Origin of the sequence: Burkholderia sp. FL-7-2-10-S1-D7 (assembly GCF_001524185.1) — a bacterium.
GTDB classification, from domain to species: Bacteria; Pseudomonadota; Gammaproteobacteria; order Burkholderiales; family Burkholderiaceae; genus Burkholderia; species Burkholderia diffusa.
The window spans coordinates 142,331-163,000 of record NZ_LOWY01000015.1 but is presented as its reverse complement, the minus strand read 5'-3'; the positions used below and the strand labels follow the sequence as shown (position 1 = coordinate 163,000).

Here is a 20,670-nt window from a genome sequence, read left to right as displayed (position 1 = left end):
CGCGGGCGCCGGGCAGCGGCGGCCGCCGTGCTACCCCGCATCCGCCTTGACGAAATCGATGAACGCGCGCAGCGGAGCCGGTACGAAACGCCGCCCCGGGTAATACAGATACGGGCCCGAGAACGGTCGCCACCATTCGCCGAGCACGGGCTCGAGCGCGCCGCTCGCGAGGTGCGGACGCAGCCAGTCTTCGAAAAGATGCACGATGCCGAGCCCGGCGCAGGCGGCGTCCACGACGAGATCGACGGCGCCGCCGATCTGCACGACGAGCGGGCCCGACGGCTCCACGCGGACCACTTCGCCGTCGCGCTCGTACTCCCACGCCGGCATCGCGCCGCTCGCGAACCGGCCGCGCAGGCACGCGTGATCGAGCAGATCGCGTGGATGCGCCGGACGGCCGTGCCGCGCGAGATAGGCGGGCGCCGCGGCGGTGGCGAAGCGTTGCGTACGCGGGCCGATGGGCACGGCGATCATGTCCTGTTCGAGGCGCTCGTCGTAACGGATGCCCGCGTCGCAGCCGGCCGCGAGGATATCGACGAAGCTTTCGTCGGCCACGACCTCGAGCCGGATCTCCGGATACGCATCGAGAAAGCGCGGGACGATGGACGGCAGCACGAGACGCGCCGCGCTCATCGGCACATTGAGCTTCAGCGTGCCGACCGGCCGCTCGCGGAACGTGTTCACCACGTCGAGCGCCGCCTCCACCTCGCTCAGTGCCGGCGCGAGCCGCGCGAGCAGGCGCTCTCCGGCTTCGGTCGGCGACACGCTGCGCGTCGTGCGGTGCAGCAGCCGCACGCCGAGTTGCGCCTCCAGCCGGCGCACCGCTTCGCTGAGACCGGATGCGCTCGCGCCGACCATGCGCGCACCTTCGCGAAAGCCCTTCGCCCGTGCCACCGCCACGAACGCGTTCAGATCGCCCAGATCGACTTGCATTGTTCGCCTTTTCGTACAGGTCGTGCAGATTATGACCCGTTATCGCGCAGCGCGACACGGCGTAACCTGCGGCCACGCATTCGATACAGGAGCACGATCATGTCCCCCATTGTTCAGTCCGGCACGTATTCCGTCGCGGGCCGACGCGTTCACCGCATCGGCTATGGCGCGATGCAACTGGCCGGCCCCGGCGTGTTCGGTCCGCCGAAGGATCGCGACGCGGCGCTCGCCGTCTTGCGTGAAGCCGTCGCATCGGGCGTCGACCACATCGACACGAGCGACTTTTACGGGCCGCATGTGACGAACCAGCTGATTCGCGAAGCGTTGCATCCGTATCGCGACGACCTGCTGATCGTGACCAAGGTCGGCGCGAAGCGCGGCGACGACGGTTCCTGGCTGCCGGCGTTTTCCGGCGACGCGCTCGCCGCAGCCGTGCAAGACAACCTGCGCAACCTCGGTCTCGACGTGCTCGACGTGGTCAACCTGCGGATCATGTTCGACCCGCACGGCCCGGCGGAAGGCTCGATCGAGGCGCCGCTGTCCGCGCTGGCCGAACTGCAGCGGCAGGGCCTCGTGCGGCACATCGGGCTGAGCAACGTCACGGCCGCGCAGATCGCCGAAGGGCGCCGGATCTGCGACATCGTCTGCGTGCAGAACCATTACAACCTGGCGCACCGGGACGATGACAATCTCGTCGATGCGCTCGCGGGCGACGGCATCGCCTACGTCCCGTACTTTCCGCTCGGCGGCTTCAATCCGTTGCAGTCGTCCACGCTCGACGCGATCGCGGCCCGGCTCGGTGCGACGCCGATCCAGACCGCGCTCGCGTGGCTGCTGCAGCGCGCGCCGAACATCCTGCTGATTCCGGGGACGTCGTCCGTCGCGCATCTGCGCGAGAATCTCGCCGCCGGCGGGTTGGTGTTGCCGGAGGACGCCGTGCGCGAACTCGACGGTGTCGCGTCCGTTCGCGGTTGAGGCTGGCGCGTGACTCAGCGCGCCTGACCCAACGCGTGTGCCGCAGCGGCGCGCTCGCCGTCAGGCCGGCATCGCGCACGAACAGCGGATTGATTTCGGCTTCGACGAGCCGCGCGCCGGCCGCCGCGATCCGGCGGCGCAGCGGTCTCGATCCGCGTCGATGCGAGCGCCGTATGGCGCCCGCGCGAGATATCGGAAACGAGGGAAACCGCGCCGCGCTGCGGCACGGCGCACGAGATCACGATGCCGACAGCCTGACCGACACACCCGTTGCCGTATAAACCGGCGTCGCCTTGAACCCGTCGACCGTCACGGTCGAGAACTTCGCGGAAGCCGCCGCGCCGTCGATCAGCGCGATGGTGTCGCCGGCCTTCGGCACATAGCCGTTCACGAACTTCACGTGCAGCGTGCCGCCCGCGACGGTGAGCGGGCCGCCGACGCGCAGGCGTCCGCCGCCGTTGCCGTCGATATCGAGTTCGAGCGTCGTGTTGTCGAGCTGCGTATAGCGGGTGGCGACGGTCACCGGCGCGCTGGCGGCAATCCGGACGCTGCCGCCCGAACCGACGTACACGTCGCCGTTGCCGAACGCCGTCGCGGATGCCGCGGCGAGCGTGCCGCCACTGACCTGCGTGCCGCCCGTGTAGCTGTTGTTGCCCGCTAGCGTCAGCGTGCCGGTGCCTTGCAGCGTCAGCTTGCCTGCGCCGGCGATGTCGTTGCGCCACTGGTCGGCCGCATTGAGCCCGCCCTGCGATGCATCCATCGACACGATGACGTTGCCGCTGAACGCGCCGTAACCGTCGGCCGCGGCGAACAGGTTCAAGCGGCCCCAGCCTTCCGCGTCGTCCATCACCGGATAGCCGGACTGCACTTCGGTGGTCTTCAGCACGACGCGCCGCTGATCCGCGCTCAGATACGGGAAGCGCGTCTGCAGCAGAATTTCCGCGCCCTTCGGCACCACGGGCGGCGCGTCGGTCGACTCGATCGTGCCGAAGCCGAACGTCATGCGGCGCAGGAACGCGGCCTTGTTCGCGGTGTAATCGGCGAATCGGTCGGTTGCCGTCGTGCCCGAGTGCGCGAAGGCGGCGAACGTCGTATCTGTCGTCCCCGTGAGCTGCTGCAGCGTCTGATGGGCCTGCACATACGCGGCTTGCGCGTCGCTCGCATACGCGGTCAGGTTCGCCGCGCTGATCGCGAGTGCAAGCATGCGGCCGCCGATCACGTCGAGCGGCGAGTGCATGCCGGCGAGGATCCGGTTCTCGCCGAGTTCGAGGCCGCGGCTGACCATCTCCTGGAAGCGCTCCGGCACGAGCCACGCCATCGTCGTCGCGTCGCGCACCGCTTCGGCCGTGTGGCCGCTGATGAAGCCGCCGTCGGTGGCGGGCGTCGTGCTTTCGGCGGGAACGAGCGTCGGCGCGACGACCACGCTCGCGCTCCAGCGGTACGGCCGCGCATACTTGTAGAAGCGCTTCGACGGCTCGGTCGACGCGTTGTTGCCCATCTCGTTGAGCAGGTCGACGACCTTGCCGAAGTTCGTGTTCGTGCTGCTGCCGACACCAACGTTGTTGCCGGAATCGTTGTACAGCACCGTCGTCGCGTCGGCGGGGACGCTGGTGATGCTGGTCGTCTGCTGGGCCGCGGTGCGCCATGCGTCGGTGAGCGGCCCCATGCCGTCGGTCACGCTGTAGCCCTTGCCGCGCCGGTCGTCGAAGTAGGCAGCGTCGGCCTGTTGCTGCGTGCGGGCGGTCGTTGCGTTGATCACGTACTGGACATTGGCGTTGAGCACCGTGTCGTTCAGGATCGTGCCGCAAGGCGTGCCGCTGCTGGGCAGGCCCGAGCAGGTCGACGGCGAGATCGCCGGAAACGCGCCGTTGGCGGGCGCGGTCACGCCGGCATCGACCAGCATCGTCGCCGGCTGCCACAGGTCGAGGAAGCGGCTCACCACGCGCACGGCGGCGTTGGTCGACAGCGTTGCATAGCGCGCGTCGCCGCGCTGGTTGGTCGCGATGTTATCGACGAAGGCCGGCACGCTCGGCACGGGTGCGCTGTCGACGAAACCGGGGTCGGCCGGCGGTGCCGGCATGGCCGCGCTGGTCGTGGTGGTCGACGCGACATCGTCGCCGCCGCCGCATGCGGCGAGAAGGATCGCACTCGACAGCGCTGCGACGTGCAGCGGGAAACGGCTTCGTGACGCAAACATGCAAGACTCCATCCTGTGTGTTGAAGATGGCGGATTGTCGTGGGCGATCATGACGCAGCCGTTAAGAATTTGTTTCGGGTCGCGGACGATGCACCAAAATGTTCACTATGTGGTGAATTCGTGATGCTGAACGTTTGCGGCCGGATCGATCGAGCCGTCGGCCGATGTTCTGCAGCGTGCGGATACGGGCCGGCGGTGCGCGCGCGGGTGCTTGAAGGGGTGCTTGAATGAGATCGGAACCGGCTCGATCAAGCCGGTTGAGCCAACGACTCCGCGTCGGCGTGGCACACGCGGTTTCTGCCCTGGCGCTTCGCCGCATAGAGGGCGAGGTCCGCCTGCTGCGACAACGCTTGAACGGACCTCGGGTGCGCGCTGTGCCCGGTCGCGCAGCCGATGCTGATCGTGAAAGGCGGAATCGTCGCGTCGAACCCGTCGAGCCGGTTGCGCTCCACGGCGCGGCGAATCGCTTCGGCTACCTGCACGGCGCCGCCTTGGTCCGTATTGGGCAGCACGGCGACGAATTCCTCGCCGCCGTAGCGCGCGGCGAGATCGCCGCGCCGCCGCGTATGCGCACGGATGCATTCGGCGAGAAAGCGCAGCGCGATGTCGCCTTGCGCATGGCCGTACCGGTCGTTGTACTGCTTGAAGTGATCGGCGTCGATGAACAGCACCGACAGGTTGTCGTCACTGCCGCGCTGCAGCCGTTCCCATTCGTCGGCGAGCGCGGCGTCGAGCGCGCGACGGTTGTGCAGGCCCGTGAGCGGGTCGGTGCGCGTCAGGTCGGTGAGCAGCGTCTGCTTGCGCAGGTTGTCTCGCAGCGCGAACGCGAGCAGCCACACCACCGCGCAGAACAGCGCAGCGATGAAGGACGCAGACACACCGACCGTCCACGTCAGGTGCGTGGTGCCGGCCAGCACGTCGCGCTCCGCCGGCGCGACCACGGCGATCAGCGGCGTTCCGGGCACACGCTGGAACGTATAGAGCCGCACGGTGCCGTCGATGCTCGAGCGCGCCACATAGAAACCCGATTCGCGGTTCACCATCCGGTCGAACGACTTCGAGTGGCGCAGGCGGACCATCTGGTGATCGCTCAACGGCGGGTTGCGCGCGAGGATCGTGCCGTCCGCGCGCAGGATCGCGCTGACGCCGTGCGGCCCGACGTTCAGGCGTGACAGGAGCCGATCGAAGTAGGCGAGATCGATGGCGACCACCGCGATCCCGTCGAACGTGTGATCCGCCCGCTCGATGCGCCGCGACAGCGCGATCGATTCCGTGTTGCCGCGCGAACGCGCGCGATACGCCTGGGACACGTAGAGGCCGACGTTGTCCGCATCGCGATGGACCTTGAAGTAGTCGCGATCGCTGAAGTCCCAGTTGTGGGTCGGGCTGCAACAGCCGTCGATCAAATGGCCGTAGCGGTCCGTCACGCCCATGCCGGTCACGTATTGCGCGGCCGTGCGCTCGAACAGCACGTCGTGACGCAGCCCGGCCTCCATGCGTGCGACGGCGGGATTGCCGAGATTGACGGCCAGCGCGACGAGCGCATTGTTGGACGTTTCGACGGTGCGCGCGATCTCGCTGACCAGGACGGCCGCGACATTGCGCGACGTTTCGTGCGCATGCTCGACGACTTCGCTGCGCGCGGCCCACAGCGTCGCTGCGCTGATGCCGAACGCCGCGAGCGACATCAGCGTGCCCAGCACACCGACGATCAGGTGGTGGCGGCCGGCCCAGTCGGCAACTTTCTCGATCGAAGTGGATGCAGGCATTGCTCGTGCTCGTGCGGGGAGCCGGCTGCGACCGCAGCGGCGCGGGTCAAATCCGGGTTAACGGCATCGTTACCCGGAAATCGAGGCCGGCATGCGAAGCGATGACTGCATGGTTGCCGCAAACGTGTGCGGCCGGGGCGCGCCGGTCGCGGCGCGCCGCGCAACGGAACGCAACGGCCGCGGATGCGGGCGGCGGAGCCGGATTAGTCGAGCCCGCCCTGGCACAGATACTTGATCGACAGGTAATCGTCGAGGCCATAGCGCGAGCCTTCACGGCCGTAGCCCGATTCCTTCACGCCGCCGAACGGCGCGGCTTCGCTCGCAAGCGCGCCCTCGTTGATGCCGACGATGCCGGTTTCGAGCCGCGCCGACACGCGTGCGATGCGGCGCACGTCCTGCGTGTAGAAATACGCGGCGAGCCCGAACGGCGTGTCGTTCGCGGCGTCGACGGCTTCGTCCTCGGTAGCGAACCGGAACAGCGCGGCGACGGGGCCGAAGGTCTCCTCGCAGGTCAGCTGCATGTCGGCGGTGGCGTCGGCGAGCACCGTCGGCGCGTAATAGTTCGGCCCGAGTTCGGGCAGGCGCTTGCCGCCCGTGAGCACGCGTGCGCCGCGCTCGATCGCGTCGCCGACGTGGCGCGCGATCTTGTCGATCGCGCGCGCGTTGATCATCGGGCCGATCTGCGCGGCCGGGTCGGTCGCCGGCGCGACCTTCAGCGCGGCGACGCGCGCGGCGAGTTTCGCGGCGAAGGCGTCGTAGACGCCGGCCTGCACGTACACGCGATTCGGCGACACGCAGGTCTGGCCGCCGTTGCGGAATTTGGCGGCCATCAGCCCGTCGACCGCCGCGTCGAGCTCGGCATCGTCGAACACGATGAACGGTGCATTGCCGCCGAGCTCCAGCGACAGCTTCTTCAGCGTCGCGGCCGATTCGCGCGCGAGCAGCTTGCCGACGGGCGTCGATCCGGTGAACGTGATCTTGCGCACGCGAGCGTCGGCGAGCCAGTCGGCCACCGCGTCGATGCCGCGTTCACGCGATGCCGCGATCAGGTTCAGCACGCCGGGCGGCACGCCGGCTTCCTGTGCGAGGAAGGCCAGCGCGAGCGCCGTGAGCGGCGTGTCCTCCGCCGGTTTCGCGACGACCGTGCAGCCGGCCGCGAGCGCGGGTGCGATCTTGCGCGCGATCATCGCGAGCGGGAAATTCCACGGCGTGACCGCGGCGACGATGCCGATCGGCTCCTTGACCGCACTCAGCCGCTTGCCGCGCTGCTGCTGCGGAATCAGGTCGCCGTAGGTGCGCGTCGCTTCCTCGGCGAACCACAGCACGTACGACGCGCCGTACGCGACTTCGCCGCGCGCTTCGGCGAGCGGCTTGCCTTGTTCGCGCGACATCAGCGCCGCGAGATCGTCGGTGTGCGCGACGATCGCGGCATGCCAGGCGCGCAGGATGGCGGCCCGTTCGCGAGCGGGCGTGGCGCGCCATCCGGGCAGCGCGCGCGCTGCCGCGTCGGTCGCGGCGCGCGCGTCGGCGGCGCCGCTGTCGGGTGCGTGGGCAACGATCTCGAGCGTCGCCGGATCGGTGACGTCGAAGCGGCGGCCGTCGAGCGCATCGCGCCAGGTGCCGTCGATCAGGTTGGCGGTGCGAACGAGTTCGGTTCGGGACAGCGTAAGCGGCATGACAGCTCCTTGGATAGGGCGATTCGGTGACGACGGCAGCGGCGCGGGCGCGCGACTACCCCGCGCGGACGGCGGGCCGCCGCGTTCGTGGATGCCGCGCGCTGTCCGTCAGTGACGTTCGCCGAACAGCGATTCGAGCGGATAGTGCCGTTTGACGAACGGCGACTTGATGATCACGTAACTGAAATACTTCTCGATGCCGATGTTCTGCTCGAGCAGCCCTTCGACGATCGTCTGGTAATGGCTCACGCTGCGCGTGATGAACTTCAGCAGATAGTCGTAGCCGCCGCTCGCGAGGTGGCACTCGACGATCTCGTCGACGTTGCGAATCGCCGCGACGAAACGGTCGAAGTCCTCGCGCCGGTGGTCGGCCAGCGTGACTTCGGTAAACACGACCTGCACGTCGCCGAGTTTCTCGAGCTGGATATGCGCGCCGTAGCCGCCGATGTAGCCGGCCTTCTCGAGCCGCTTCACGCGGATCAGGCAAGGACTGGGCGACAGCCCGACCGCATCGGCCAGTTCGACGTTGGTCATGCGGCCGCGCTTTTGCAACTGGGAGAGGATGCGCAGGTCGATGCGATCCAGCTTGCTGTCCGTCATGTTCACGTGAGAGGGAAAAAATGGAATGTCCGGTTACTTTAGAGTCGAACGATGGCCGCCACAAGCCCGGCTTTCCCTTGGCCGGTCAGGCCGGCTGCGCGTGCGCGGCGTCGAGCGCGCGCTGCACGCCCGCGTCGGCCAGCACGTCGTCGAGCGTCTTGCGCACGCGTTCGAACATCAGGTCGAACTCGCCCGCGCTGAAGCTCAGCGCCGGCGCGAAACCGAGCACGCCGTCGCCGAATGCGCGGAACACCACGCCGTTGGCGTACGCGGCGGCGGCGATCCTGTCGGGCACGTTCAGCGCAGGGTCGAAGCGCGTCTTGCGTGCCTTGTCGGCGACCAGTTCGAGCGCGCCGAGCAGCCCGACCGAACGGGCGTCGCCGACGAGCGGGTGCGCGCGCAGCGCATCGAGCCCCGCGGCGAAACGCGGCGCCATCGCCTGGCCGTTCGCGAGCAGCCTGCCTTCGTGATAGAGCTTCAGCACCTCGAGGCCGATCGCCGCGCTGACCGGATGCGCGGAATACGTATGGCCGTGGCCGACCACGGGCGAATCGGCGCGGCTGCCCGCGATTCCTTCGTAGATTTCATCGGACATCAGCACGGCACCCATCGGCGCATAGCCGGCGGTCAGCCCCTTCGCGACGGTCATCAGGTCCGGGTCGACCTGCTCGGTCTCGCACGCGAACAACGGGCCCGTGCGGCCGAAGCCGGTGATCACCTCGTCGGCGACGAACAGGATGCCGAGGCGCCGGCACGCGTCGCGCATCGCCTTCAGCCAGCCGGCCGGGGGCACGATCACGCCGCCGGAACCCTGCACGGGCTCGCAGAAGAAGGCCGCGACGTTGTCCGCGCCGAGTTCGGCGACTTTCGCTTCGAGCGCGGCGACCGACGCGGCGATCAGCGCCTGCGAATCGTTGCCGAGCGGGTGGCGATACGGGTAGGGCGACGGGATGTGGTGCTGGTCCGCGCGCGGCAGGTCGAAGTGACGGTGGAACGCGGGCAGCGCGGTGAGGCCGGCGCCGATCGACGACGAGCCGTGATAGCCGCGCTCGAGCGCGATCATGTGCTTTTTCGACGGGCGGCCGGTTGCGTTGAAATAGTGCGTGATGAAACGCACCGCGGAGTCGATCGCATCCGAGCCGCCGAGCGTGAAGTACACGCGATTCAGCGACGGCGGCGCGAGCGCCGCGAGGCGTTCGGCCAGCTCGATCGCGGGTTGTGAGCCGAAATGGAAATAGCCCGTCGCGTAGGGCAGCTTCGCCATTTGTTCGGCGGCGGCCTTCACGATGCTGTCGCGGCCGTAGCCGACGTTCACGCACCACAGGCCCGAGAACGCATCGAGCAACGTGTGACCGTCGGCGTCGCGCAGGAACACGCCTTCGGCGGATTCGAGCACGGTGACGCCGCGCGCCTCGTGCGCACGATAGTTGACGACAGGGTGGATCAGGTGTTGACGATCGGCTTCGATCAGCGCGGCTTGGTTCATGGCAGTGCGGGACTCTCGTCGGGTGTCAGCGTGAGGTCATGCTACCGGGCGAGAAATCCGCGCGCGTCTTCAATTTGCGGCCTGAAACGTAGGAAAGCGGTGTTTGCACGGGGCGCTTCGGCATTTTCTGCTGCGCGCCCCGCGGGGCCGGGCGCGCGCGTCAGTAGCCGCGTGCGCGATCGACGACGCCGATCATCGGCTGCCCCGCGCGATGGCGCGCGAGGTTCGCGAGCACGGCGTCGGCCGCGGTGTCGGGCCGGGTCGCGCTGGCGATGTGCGGCGTGATGCGAATGCGCGGATGCGTCCAGAACGGGTGGCCGGCCGGCAAAGGCTCCGGGTCCGTCACGTCGAGGATCGCGCTGTCGAGGCGGCCGCTGCCGAGCGCGGCGAGCAGCGCGGCCGCATCGAGCTGCGGGCCGCGCCCGACCTGCACGAGCGATGCGCCGGCCGGCAGCGCGTCGAACACGCGCGCGCCGAGCAGGCCGCGCGTGTCGTCGGTGAGCGGCAGCAGGCAGATCAGGATGTCGGTGCGGGCCAGGAACGCGTCGAGCGCCGCGTCGCCCGCGTAGCAGTCGATGCCGTCGAGCGTGCGCGGCGTGCGGCTCCAGCCGGCGCACGGGAAGCCGAAGCGCCGCAGCGTGTCGAGCACGGCCTGCCCGAGCGTGCCGAGCCCGAGCACGCCGACGCGTCGCGACGCGGCGGCGCGCACCGGCTTCTCGCGCCACACGTGCTCGCGCTGCTGCGCCGCATAGTCGAGCAGGTCGCGATGGATCGTCAGCACGGCCTGCGTCACGTATTCGACCATCCCTTCGACGATGCCCGGCTCGATCATCCGCACGACCGGGATGTGCGCGGGCACGCGCGACAGGTCGAACTGATCGATGCCGGCGCCGACCGAAAACACGATCTCCAGATTCGGCAGCAGCGCTAACGGATCGTCGGGCGGCTGCCACGCGGCGAGATAGCGCACGGCTTCGGGATCGCCGATGTCCGGCCAGATCCGGAACGCGAGGTCGGGCGCCTGTTGCGCGAAGCGCTGCGCCCATTGCGCGCCGCGCACCGGGTCGGCCTTGTAGAGAAAGCTCATCGTGCGTGCGGTTCAGCCGAGCGCCTGGTTGACGATCGCGAACGCGCGCAGTGCCGGATCGCGGACAGGCGCCGCGCCGCGCGCCATCGCGACGACGGTGTCGACGCGCGGCAGGCCGAGCCCCTGCAGCCAGTCCGACAGCCCGCTGTCGCCCGGCACGTCGACGCGCACGAACATGCCTTCGTGCAGCGCGAGCCAGTGGCTGATCAGCGCCTGCGCGCGCAGCGCGTCCGGTGCGATCACCGGGCCGATCACGTGGCCGCGGCCGAAACGGCGAAAGAGCGCGAAGCCGAGCAGTTCGCCGTCGCGGTCGAGTGCGATCCCGTTGGCGACGCCGAGCAGCGCATCGATCACCGCATCGCGCGGGTAGCCGGCCGCGCGCGATGCGAGCGCGGCGAGGCGCGGACCGTCGTTGGTGCCGAGCGGGCGCAGCCGCTCGCCCGGCGGCAGCGAGATCAGCGGCGGCTGGAACGCGGCACCCTGGTGCTGGTCGATCGTGCCGATCGCCGCGAAGCCGAACTTCACGTAGAGCGGTTCGCCGGACGGTGTCGCGTGCAGGAGGATCGTGCGCGCGCCGAGGCTGTCGACGACGCGCGCAAACAGTTCGCGGCCGATGCCGCGACCTTGGCGCTCAGGCGACACGATCACCATGCCGAGCGATGCGTGCGACTCGCCGAAGCGCCAGCCGAGCGCGGTGCCGACGATGCCGGATTCGTCTTCGGCGACGAAGCCGCTGCCGAGCTGGAATGCGAAGCGCCAGTCGTCGAGGCGGTGCGGCCACTTGACCGCTTCCGACAGCCGGAGCGCGGCAGGCAGGTCGGTCTCGGCGAATGGGCGATAGGTAAGCGTGCTGGAAGAATTGAGGTCGGCCACGCCGGACTCCGGATGGGTAAGAATGACATGTCGACTGTGCCAGCGCCCCCACGGCGCGGATAGGACGATTCGCCTGTTTTCTGGCGGCGACGTGCGCGCGAGAGAGATCGACGCAAACCCGCTCGATCGGCGTGCACGAACGCGCGGATCGTGCCGCCTCGGCCCGTCATCCCGGCAGCTTCTGCTGCATGAACGCCAGTACGATGGAAGCAGGGTGCCGCGCCGCTCGCTGCCGCGCCGAACCGCGTGGCGGCGGCGCCGGGCACGCGCGTCGCGGTTTGGCGAGACCCGTCGGCCGGCCGGAGCGCACCGCACGGAATCGCACCGCAGATCGTGCCGTACAGCGCGCCCAACACGCGGTGATTCTGCGTTTTGACCGGCGCCGAACGATGCGCGAAGGACTTTTTGCCCTGATTCAATTTCGTACAACCCAGCCCGTCCCCGGCCCTGCCGGGGCTTCACACCGACAGGACGTCACCATGATCCAATTTGAACCGAAGTTCATCACGTTCGACTGCTACGGCACGCTGACCCGCTTCCGGATGGCGGAAATGGCGCGCGAGGTCTACGCGGACCGGCTGTCGCCGGTCGCGATGGAGGAATTCGTGCGCGCGTTCGCCGCCTATCGGCTCGACGAGGTGCTCGGGGCGTGGAAGCCGTACCGCGACGTCGTCGTCAATGCGATCCGGCGCACCTGCGCGCGCATCGGCGTGCAGTTCGACGAAGCCGAGGCCGAGCGTTTCTATCATGCGGTGCCGACGTGGGGTCCGCATCCGGACGTGCCGGCCGGGCTTTCGCGGCTGGCCACGAAGTACAAGCTGGTGATCCTGTCCAACGCGTCGGACGACCAGATCATGAGCAACGTCGACAAGCTCGGCGCGCCGTTCCATGCGGTGTTCACCGCGCAGCAGGCGCAGTCGTACAAGCCGCGGATGCAGGGCTTCGAATACATGTTCGGCAAGCTCGGCTGCAAGCCGGAGGACGTGCTGCACGTGTCGTCGAGCCTGCGCTACGACCTGATGACGGCCGAGGACCTCGGCATCAAGCACAAGGCATTCGTGAACCGCGGCCACGAGCCGGGCACGCCGTTCTACAACTACTACGAGGTGTCGGACATCGGCCATCTCGCGACACAGCTCGGGCTGTAAGCGACGCCGCGCCTGCGTGGGGCCGCGTGCCCTGCGCGCGCGGCCGTGCCCGTCGCGTTCGACCGGGGGGCGCGACGGCCGCTCCGCCTTGCGCGTGCGATCACCGCACGAATCGAGGGTAATTACCGATACGGAGCTATTCAAGGCAGGGCCGCCCGGGCCGATATATGTACCGAACGGTTAATATATCGAGGCCCTCCGCATGAAGTTGTCCACGAAACTGCTGATGCTCGTCGCCGCGGCGCTGCTCGGCGTCGCATTGCTTGCCGCGATGTCGCTGTACACGCTGCGCGACGCGCTGATCGACAGCCGCCGTGACGAGATCGTCATTCTTCTGACCAAAGCCGAGCATCTGGTCGACGCGTATCGCGCGATGCAGGCGAACGGCACGCTCACGCGAGATCAGGCCCAGCAGCAGGCCAAGGCCGCGTTGTCCGCGCTCAATGCGAATTCGAAAAGCTACTACTGGGTGACGACGTCCGACGGCGTCAATCTCGTGCATCCGAACGCGAAGTTCATCGGCACCCGCGCCAAGGGCAACCGCACGACCAGCGGCATGACCGACAGCGAGGCGTACCGCGCCGGAATGGCCCAGGCGCATTTCGCGCTCGTCGACGTGCTGATCAAGCGCAGCCCGGACGCGGACGTGGAGCCGAAACTCCAGGGCGTGGTCGCCGTTCCGGAGTGGGACTGGTGGATCGGCACGGGATTCTTCTACGACGACATCAATGCCGCGTTTACGCGGCTCGCGCAGGTGCTGGGCGCCATCACGCTCGTCATCGCGGCGGCGCTCGCGGCGATCGCGTGGGGGGTGTTGCGCAGCGTCAGGCGTACGCTGGGCGGCGAGCCGGCGCATGCAACCGAGATCGCGGCCCGCATCGCCGCCGGCGAACTGGACGTGCAGTTCGATACGGCGAACGCCGCGCCGGGCAGCCTGCTCGTCGCGCTCGCCGACATGAAGGCCCGACTGACCGAGACCATCGCCGAAATCCAGACCACGACCCACTCGATTGCCGTCGGCACCGGCGAGATCGCGCAAGGCAATCTGGACTTGTCGCAGCGCACGGAGGAACAGGCGGCGTCGTTGCAGCAAACGGCCGCCAGCATGGAGCAGATCACGTCGACGGTCAAACAGAATGCCGACAATGCGCGTCAGGCGAATGCGCTCGTGACCCACGCGAAGGAGGCGACCGAACTCGGCGGTGCCGCCGTGCAGGAGGTCGTCGAAACGATGCGGCAGATTTCGGAAGGATCGGTGCGGATCGCCGACATTACCGTCGTGATCGAAAGCATCGCGTTCCAGACGAACATTCTCGCGCTCAACGCCGCGGTCGAGGCCGCGCGGGCCGGCGAGGAAGGGCGCGGGTTCGCGGTCGTGGCCTCGGAGGTCCGCTCGCTCGCGCAACGCAGCGCGGCGGCCGCGAAGGACATCAAGGGATTGATCGAGGCGTCGGTCGAGCGGGTCGGCAGCGGCAGCCGGCTCGTCGAGACAGCGGGCGCGCGCATGACGGAGATCGTGCGGTCGATCGACCGGGTGGCCGACATCATGGGCGAAATTTCAGCGGCATCCGCCGAGCAAAGCACCGGCATCGAGCAGGTCGGCCTGGCGGTCGCGCAAATGGACGAAGTGACCCAGCAGAATGCCGCGCTGGTGGAGCAGGCTGCCGCTGCCGCGTCCTCGCTGGACGAGCAGGCGGCACGGTTGCGGGCCGCCGTCTCGGTGTTCAGGCTGGCTGCCTGACGACCGCGTGCCGGTGTCTGCCGGCAACGACATCATCGCGTCTCCCTCACGCCACGCCGGCAGGTGTCCGGCGTGCGCGCCGATACGCCGGCATCGACCGCATCGCGGCAGGAAATCACGCCCTGGTGGTCCGTCACGGATTCGTCCCCGGCATCGGGCGATCCGGCCGTCTTCCCGTTATCCGGCAAAGCCGCTTCGACGTTGCCGCAATCTCCCGATCTTTCGGGCTCAAGGCGTCCTCACGGCCGGCACCCGCGGTCGCACGTGCGCGCGGCGTTGCGGTCGTTTCGGGCACTACGGGCCGCGAGTGCGCATTCCACGCAAACATGCTGTTTGCGTGAGCCGAACGCGCTTCGGATGCCGAACGGCCAATTTTGTCGGCGCAATCTGCCGCGTGCATCACTTTACGATTTCCATCGTCGCGCACGTGCTGCGCAGCGTCGCGACGCGGCATCGAGCAAATGGCGGCACGCGTGGTCACGCAGCAAATCATGCTGCGCAGGTGGCCCAAAACGGTCGAATCGTGTCGTGCAGCCGCCCCGAATCGCGACAACCCGCATTTTGTCGATGCTTAAATGAACTCAATGCGTACGACGTCGTGTTCGCCACCAGCAGGCAGGCGCGGCGGGTTTTCTCGAACCACGCTGGATCCCAGGACCCCACTTTCCACAGTCAGGAGCAGTTCGGATGAGCGACGATATCGACAACGGCGGCAAGGGCGGCATCACGCGCCGCGACATGATGCGGGTCATGGCGGCGAGCGGCATGATGGCCGTCGGTGGCGGCGGCCTGCTGACCGGCATGCAATCCGCGTTCGCCGCGCCCGCGCCGAAGCGCGGCGGCAAGATCCGGGTCGCGAACGAATCGAGTTCGACGGCCGATACGCTCGACCCGGCCAAGGGCTCGACGGGCGCCGACTACATTCGATTCTTCATGTTCTACAGCGGCCTCACGCAGCTCGATGCGAGCCTGACGCCGCAGATGAATCTCGCCCAGTCGTTGCAGACGACCGACGCGAAAACGTGGATCATCAAGCTGCGCAAGGGCGTCACGTTCCACGACGGGAAACCGGTCGGGCCGGCCGACGTGGTGTTCTCGCTGATGCGCCACAAGAACGCGGCCACCGCCTCCAAGGTCAAGCCGCTCGCCGATCAGTTCGCCGATGTGAAGGCGAGCGGCCCGGACGAGGTCACGCTCACGCTCGTCAGCGCGAACGCCGATCTGCCGGTGATCCTCGCGACGCCGCAGCTCGTGATCGTCAAGGACGGCACGACCGACTTCAGCACCGGTATCGGCTGCGGCCCGTACAAGCTGAAGTCGTTCAAGCCGGGCGTGTCGACCGTCGGCGTGCGCAACGACAGCTATTTCAAGCCCGGGATGCCGTATCTCGACGAGATCGAGCTGATCGGCATCAGCGACAGCGCCGCGCGCCTGAACGCGCTGCTGTCGGGCGACGTGCACTTGATCAACGCGATCGATCCGCGCTCGACGCAGCGGGTCGCGTCGACGCCGGGCTATGCGCTGCAGGAAACCAAGTCGGGGCTCTATACCGACCTGATCATGCGTAGCGACAACCCGATCACCGCGAACCCGGATTTCGTCGAAGGGATGAAGTACCTGTTCGATCGCGAGCAGATCCGCTCGGCGGTGTTTCGCGGCTACGCGGTGATCGGCAACGACCAGCCGATCCCGCCGGGGCATCGCTACTTCAACGCATCGCTGCCGCAGCGGCCGCACGATCCGGACAAGGCGAAGTTCCTGTTCCAGAAGGCGGGCGCGCTGGGCACCACGCTGCCGCCGATCTATGCGACGTCCGACGCGAACGGGTCGATCGAAATGGCCGTGCTGCTGCAGCAGGCCGGCCAGAAGATCGGGCTGAACCTGCAGGTGAACCGCGTGTCGCCCGACGGCTACTGGTCGAACCACTGGATGAAGCATCCGCTCGGCTTCGGCAACATCAACCCGCGCTCGAGCGCCGACGTGTTGTTCACGCAGTTCTTCAAGTCGGACGCGCCGTGGAACGAGTCGGGCTGGAAGAACGCGAAGTTCGACCAGTTGCTGCTCGCCGCGCGATCGGAAACCGACGACGCGAAGCGCAAGCAGATGTACGGCGAGATGCAGGTGCTCGTCGCGCAGCAGTGCCGGGTCGGCATTCCGGCCTTCATCAGCTTCCTCGACGGCTACGACAAGCGGCTCGCCGGTCTCGGCTCGATTCCGACCGGCGGGATGATGGGCTTCATGTTCGCCGAGCACGTATGGTGGAACGCCTGAGCCCGACGCGTGCCGCCGCCGCGCGACCAGTGCGGGCCCTCGCCCCGGTCGCGCGCGAATTTTTCCGGAGTGCCGCTTCATGAATCGAATCCTGCTCGGGCTGATCGGCCGGCGCATCGCGGTTACCGCGCTGACGCTGCTGATCGTGTCCGCGATCATCTTCACGATCACGAACCTGCTGCCGGGCGACGCCGCGCAAGCCGCGCTCGGCCAGTCCGCGACGCCGGAGACGGTCGCCGCGCTGCGTCAGCAGTTCGGCCTCGACATGCCGGCCCACGTGCGCTACCTGCACTGGCTCGCGGGGCTGCTGCACGGCGATTTCGGCCGCTCGCTATCGGGCGACATGCCGGTGTCGGAGATGATCGGCACGCGCCTGCCGAAGTCGCTCGCGCTCGCGGCGATCACGACCGCCGTGTCGGTGCCGATCGCGCTGCTGCTCGGGATCCTCGCGGCGGTCAAGCGCGAGTCGATAGTCGATCGCGCGATCAGCCTCGGCACGCTGTCGCTCGTCGCCACGCCGGAATTCCTGATCGCGACGGTCGCCGTGCTCGTGCTGGCCGTGAAGCTGCACTGGTTGTCCGCGCTGTCGTACAGCGGCCCGATCGAAAGCCTGCACGACTTCCTGCGCGCGTATGCGATGCCGGTGCTGACGCTGTGCGCGGTCGTGATCGCGCAGATGGCACGGATGACGCGTGCCGCGGTGATCGAGCAGCTGAGCGCGTCGTACGTCGAGATGGCCGTGCTCAAGGGCGCGAGCCCCGCGCGCGTCGTGCTGCGCCATGCGCTGCCGAACGCGATCGGGCCGATCGCCAATGCGGTCGCGTTGAGCCTGTCGTATCTGCTCGGCGGCGTGATCGTCGTCGAGACGATCTTCAACTATCCGGGGCTCGCGAGCCTGATGGTCGATGCCGTCGGCAACCGCGATTTCCCGCTGGTCCAGGCGTGCACGCTGATCTTTTGCGTCGCCTATCTGACGCTCGTGCTGTTCGCCGACCTGTGCTCGATCGTGTCGAACCCGAGACTGCGGACCTGAGCGTCCCGTCCTCCTTCCGAGATGCCGCCCATGCACCCGACCGAACCCGTTCAACGCAGCAGCGCGCTGCCGCCTTCCGGCGATCAGCCTCCGCCGTGGAACGGCGCGACGCCGCCCGCCGCGCCCGCCCCCGACCAGCCGCGCAAGCGCCGCGCCGCGCGCATGAAACTGACGACCGGCGGCCGCGTCGGCCTGTCGATGGTCGGCCTGATGCTGTTCATTGCTGCGTTCGCGCCGCTGCTCGCGCCGCACGACGTCGGCGCGATCGTCACGCCCGACGTGTTCGCGCCGTTCAGCGCGAAGCTGCCGTTCGGCTCCGACTTTCTCGGCCGGGACATGTTGAGCCGGATCCTGTACGGCACGCGCCTGACCGTGCTCCTTGCGCTCGCGGCGGTGTTGCTCGCCGCGCTGACCGGCACGACGCTCGGGCTGCTCGCGACCGTGTCGGGCCGTGCGGTCGACGAGACGATGAGCCGGCTGCTCGATGCGCTCACGTCGATTCCGTCGAAGATGTTCGCGCTGATGTTCGTCGCCGCGTTCGGCTCGTCGCTGCCGCTCCTGGTCCTGACCGCGGCGGTCAGCTACATGCCGGGCTCGTACCGGATCGCGCGCGCGCTGGCGGTCAACATCAGCACGCTCGAGTTCGTGCAGGTCGCGCGGGCCCGTGGCGAGAGCGCGCTGTACATCGCGTGCGTCGAGATGCTGCCGAACATGATCCACCCGATGCTGGCAGATACCGGGCTGCGCTTCACGTTCGTCGTGCTGCTGCTGAGCGGCCTGAGCTTTCTCGGGCTCGGCGTGCAGCCGCCGTACGCGGACCTCGGCTCGCTGGTGCGCGAGAACATCGCGAGCCTCGGCGACGGCTCGGCCGTCGCGATCATGCCCGCGGTCGCAATCGCGATCCTGACGGTGGGCGTCAACCTGTTGATCGACGGCCTGCCGCATCGCGGCCGCCGCAAGGGTGCGGCCGCTGCCGCGGGAGAACACTGATGCGAGATGAATCGACTCCGCTCGTCGAGGTGCGCGGGCTGCGCGTCGTCGGCGGCCGGCCGGGCGGCGAGGAAACGACGATCGTCCACGGCGTCGACTTCGAGATCGGGCGCGGCGAGGTGCTCGCGCTGATCGGCGAGTCCGGCTCCGGCAAGACGACGATCGCGCTGGCGCTGATGGGCCATGCGCGCGCCGGCTGCCGAATCTCCGGCGGCTCGGTGAAACTCGGCGGCGTGGACGTCTGCGCGTTGCCGGCGCCGGCGCTGGCCGCGCTGCGCGGGCGCAAGGTCGCGTATATCGCGCAGAGCGCGGCCGCCGCGTTCAACCCGTCGCGCACGATTCTCGACCAGGTGATCGAGAGCGCGCTGATTCACAAGACGATGACGAAGCGCGATGCGCAGGCGAAGGCGGTCGAGCTGTTCCGCGCGCTCGCGCTGCCCGAGCCGGAGACGATCGGCAAGCGCTATCCGCACCAGGTGTCGGGCGGCCAGCTGCAGCGGCTGATGGCTGCGATGGCGCTGATCACCGATCCGGAGCTGGTGATCCTCGACGAGCCGACCACCGCGCTCGACGTCACCACGCAGATCGACGTGCTGCAGGCGTTCAAGAGCGTGATCCGGCGCTGCGGGATGAGCGCGGTGTACGTGTCGCACGATCTGGCGGTGGTCGCGCAGATGGCCGACCGGATCGTCGTGCTGAGCGATGGCGTGATCCGCGAAGCGGGCGATACGGAGCAGATCCTGCATGCGCCGACGCATCCGTACACGCAGAGCCTGATCGCGGCGGTCACGCCGAGCGATAGCGAACGTGATGCGCTAGCGGCGAGCGCCGCGCCGGCGCCGCTGCTCGACGTGCGCGGCGCGGTCGCCGGCTACGGCGGCCGTACCGCGAAAGGCTGGCCCGCGAAGGTGATCCTGCACGAAGTGGACCTGCACATCGGGCGCGGGCAGACGGTCGGCGTGATCGGCGAATCGGGCTCGGGCAAGACGACGCTCGCAAAGGTGATCGCGGGCCTCGTGCCGGCGACGGCCGGGCAGATCCTGCTCGACGGCGAGCCGCTCGCGCGCGACATCGGCAAGCGCACCAAGGAGCAACACCGCCGCGTGCAGATCGTGTTCCAGAACGCCGATACCGCGCTCAATCCGGTGCATACCGTCGAGCGCACGCTGGCGCGGCCGCTCGCGTTCTATCACGGGATCAAGGGCGCGCGCGCACGGCAGCGCGTCGCGGAACTCCTCGAACTCGTGCGGCTGCCGCAGGCGGTCGCCGCGCGGCGTACCGGCGAGCTGTCCGGCGGGCAGAAGCAGCGCGTGAACCTCGCGCGCGCGCTTGCGGCCGAGCCCGACCTGATCCTGTGCGACGAGGTCACGTCGGCACTCGACACCGTGGTCGGCGCCGCGATCATGGATCTGCTGCGCGACCTGCAGGCGAAGCTCGGCGTGTCGTACGTGTTCATCACGCACGATATCGCGAAGGTGCGCGCGATCAGCGACGACATCGTCGTGCTGTACGCGGGCCGCCGCGTCGAAACTGGCAGCCGCGATGCGCTGTGCGCGCCGCCTTACCACCCGTATTCGCACCTGCTCGTGTCGTCGGCGCCGGAGTTGCGCGCGGGCTGGCTCGACGATGCGGCCGAGCGCTGCCACCGGCCGCTGGTGCCGATCGGCGCGAGCGCCGACGATGTCGAGCTGTGTCCGTTCCTGTCGCGCTGCGCGATGCGGGTGGACGGCGTGTGCAACCGCACCGCGCCCGCGCTGCGCACGCTCGAGAACGGTGCCCAGGTGCTGTGCCATCGCAGCGAGGAAGACCTCGCGCGCTTCCAGGCCGAGCCGGCGGCGGGCGTCGCGCCGGTGCAGCCGGTGCGTCTGTAGCGCGCTGCGCGGCCGTCCGC

At 68.6% G+C, this 20,670-nt stretch carries 15 protein-coding genes; 7 read left to right on the top strand and 8 right to left on the bottom strand.

All coding sequences use genetic code 11. The features are described from left to right. Positions 1-30 precede the first annotated feature (30 nt). On the bottom strand, positions 31-933 hold the full coding sequence (locus WS75_RS07400) for a LysR family transcriptional regulator (protein ID WP_059679890.1): 903 nt from the start codon (positions 931-933) through the stop codon (positions 31-33). A gap of 99 nt (positions 934-1,032) precedes the next feature. Here WS75_RS07400 and WS75_RS07395 point away from each other — a divergent pair, with 99 nt between their 5' ends. Beyond that, positions 1,033-1,908 (top strand): aldo/keto reductase family oxidoreductase, encoded by an 876-nt coding sequence (locus WS75_RS07395; RefSeq protein WP_059679889.1) that lies wholly within the window; start codon positions 1,033-1,035, stop codon positions 1,906-1,908. Between the two features lie 238 nt (positions 1,909-2,146). Here the strand turns inward: WS75_RS07395 and WS75_RS07390 are convergent, their stop codons facing one another. The 7 genes from WS75_RS07390 to WS75_RS07360 form a co-directional block, all read right to left on the bottom strand. Next, complete coding sequence (locus WS75_RS07390) at positions 2,147-4,105, bottom strand: acid phosphatase (RefSeq protein WP_059679888.1); 1,959 nt, start codon at positions 4,103-4,105, stop codon at positions 2,147-2,149. A 248-nt stretch (positions 4,106-4,353) separates the two neighbouring features. Beyond that, positions 4,354-5,874, bottom strand: coding sequence for a sensor domain-containing diguanylate cyclase (locus WS75_RS07385; RefSeq protein ID WP_059679887.1), 1,521 nt, complete (start codon positions 5,872-5,874; stop codon positions 4,354-4,356). Positions 5,875-6,077: 203 nt separating this feature from the next. Continuing rightward, entirely contained in the window at positions 6,078-7,550 is a 1,473-nt protein-coding gene (locus tag WS75_RS07380) for an NAD-dependent succinate-semialdehyde dehydrogenase (RefSeq protein ID WP_059679886.1), read from the bottom strand. 108 nt (positions 7,551-7,658) lie between these two features. After that, complete coding sequence (locus tag WS75_RS07375; protein WP_006749694.1) at positions 7,659-8,150, bottom strand: Lrp/AsnC family transcriptional regulator; 492 nt, start codon at positions 8,148-8,150, stop codon at positions 7,659-7,661. Positions 8,151-8,235: 85 nt separating this feature from the next. Continuing rightward, complete coding sequence (locus tag WS75_RS07370; RefSeq protein WP_059679885.1) at positions 8,236-9,636, bottom strand: aspartate aminotransferase family protein; 1,401 nt, start codon at positions 9,634-9,636, stop codon at positions 8,236-8,238. A 160-nt stretch (positions 9,637-9,796) separates the two neighbouring features. Then, positions 9,797-10,723, bottom strand: coding sequence for a 2-hydroxyacid dehydrogenase (locus WS75_RS07365; RefSeq protein WP_059679884.1), 927 nt, complete (start codon positions 10,721-10,723; stop codon positions 9,797-9,799). 12 nt (positions 10,724-10,735) lie between these two features. Next, positions 10,736-11,596 (bottom strand): GNAT family N-acetyltransferase, encoded by an 861-nt coding sequence (locus WS75_RS07360; RefSeq protein ID WP_059679883.1) that lies wholly within the window; start codon positions 11,594-11,596, stop codon positions 10,736-10,738. A gap of 479 nt (positions 11,597-12,075) precedes the next feature. On the opposite strand from WS75_RS07360, the gene WS75_RS07355 reads away from it, so the two are divergent. From WS75_RS07355 to WS75_RS07330, 6 genes are all read left to right on the top strand, one after another. After that, the gene (locus WS75_RS07355; RefSeq protein ID WP_059599594.1) at positions 12,076-12,744 is read left to right on the top strand and encodes a haloacid dehalogenase type II; all 669 of its coding nucleotides are present in this window, start codon (positions 12,076-12,078) and stop codon (positions 12,742-12,744) included. 202 nt (positions 12,745-12,946) lie between these two features. Next, on the top strand, positions 12,947-14,485 hold the full coding sequence (locus tag WS75_RS07350) for a methyl-accepting chemotaxis protein (RefSeq protein WP_059679882.1): 1,539 nt from the start codon (positions 12,947-12,949) through the stop codon (positions 14,483-14,485). 687 nt (positions 14,486-15,172) lie between these two features. Beyond that, positions 15,173-16,756, top strand: a complete 1,584-nt coding sequence (locus WS75_RS07345) for an ABC transporter substrate-binding protein (RefSeq protein ID WP_059679881.1) — start codon at positions 15,173-15,175, stop codon at positions 16,754-16,756. Positions 16,757-16,835: 79 nt separating this feature from the next. Continuing rightward, a complete protein-coding gene (locus WS75_RS07340; RefSeq protein ID WP_059679880.1) occupies positions 16,836-17,789 on the top strand; it encodes an ABC transporter permease in 954 nt (317 codons plus the stop codon). 30 nt (positions 17,790-17,819) lie between these two features. After that, the gene (locus tag WS75_RS07335; RefSeq protein WP_059679879.1) at positions 17,820-18,779 is read left to right on the top strand and encodes an ABC transporter permease; all 960 of its coding nucleotides are present in this window, start codon (positions 17,820-17,822) and stop codon (positions 18,777-18,779) included. Next, positions 18,779-20,650 carry an ABC transporter ATP-binding protein gene (locus WS75_RS07330; protein WP_059679878.1) on the top strand — a complete coding sequence of 624 codons (1,872 nt, stop codon included), beginning with the start codon at positions 18,779-18,781 and terminating at the stop codon, positions 20,648-20,650. The genes WS75_RS07335 and WS75_RS07330 overlap by 1 nt, the downstream gene beginning before the upstream one ends. The last annotated feature ends 20 nt before the right edge of the window (positions 20,651-20,670 follow it).

What these genes read in the sequence shown, in the direction of transcription:
- WS75_RS07365 (WP_059679884.1), bottom strand. Translation starts at nt 10,723, where the DNA reads ATGAGCTTTCTCTACAAGGCCGACCCGGTGCGCGGCGCGCAATGGGCG.
- WS75_RS07380 (WP_059679886.1), bottom strand. Translation starts at nt 7,550, where the DNA reads ATGCCGCTTACGCTGTCCCGAACCGAACTCGTTCGCACCGCCAACCTG.
- WS75_RS07390 (WP_059679888.1), bottom strand. Translation starts at nt 4,105, where the DNA reads ATGTTTGCGTCACGAAGCCGTTTCCCGCTGCACGTCGCAGCGCTGTCG.
- WS75_RS07340 (WP_059679880.1), top strand. Translation starts at nt 16,836, where the DNA reads ATGAATCGAATCCTGCTCGGGCTGATCGGCCGGCGCATCGCGGTTACC.
- WS75_RS07350 (WP_059679882.1), top strand. Translation starts at nt 12,947, where the DNA reads ATGAAGTTGTCCACGAAACTGCTGATGCTCGTCGCCGCGGCGCTGCTC.
- WS75_RS07330 (WP_059679878.1), top strand. Translation starts at nt 18,779, where the DNA reads ATGCGAGATGAATCGACTCCGCTCGTCGAGGTGCGCGGGCTGCGCGTC.
- WS75_RS07385 (WP_059679887.1), bottom strand. Translation starts at nt 5,874, where the DNA reads ATGCCTGCATCCACTTCGATCGAGAAAGTTGCCGACTGGGCCGGCCGC.
- WS75_RS07400 (WP_059679890.1), bottom strand. Translation starts at nt 933, where the DNA reads ATGCAAGTCGATCTGGGCGATCTGAACGCGTTCGTGGCGGTGGCACGG.
- WS75_RS07370 (WP_059679885.1), bottom strand. Translation starts at nt 9,636, where the DNA reads ATGAACCAAGCCGCGCTGATCGAAGCCGATCGTCAACACCTGATCCAC.
- WS75_RS07335 (WP_059679879.1), top strand. Translation starts at nt 17,820, where the DNA reads ATGCACCCGACCGAACCCGTTCAACGCAGCAGCGCGCTGCCGCCTTCC.
- WS75_RS07395 (WP_059679889.1), top strand. Translation starts at nt 1,033, where the DNA reads ATGTCCCCCATTGTTCAGTCCGGCACGTATTCCGTCGCGGGCCGACGC.
- WS75_RS07375 (WP_006749694.1), bottom strand. Translation starts at nt 8,150, where the DNA reads ATGACGGACAGCAAGCTGGATCGCATCGACCTGCGCATCCTCTCCCAG.
- WS75_RS07345 (WP_059679881.1), top strand. Translation starts at nt 15,173, where the DNA reads ATGAGCGACGATATCGACAACGGCGGCAAGGGCGGCATCACGCGCCGC.
- WS75_RS07355 (WP_059599594.1), top strand. Translation starts at nt 12,076, where the DNA reads ATGATCCAATTTGAACCGAAGTTCATCACGTTCGACTGCTACGGCACG.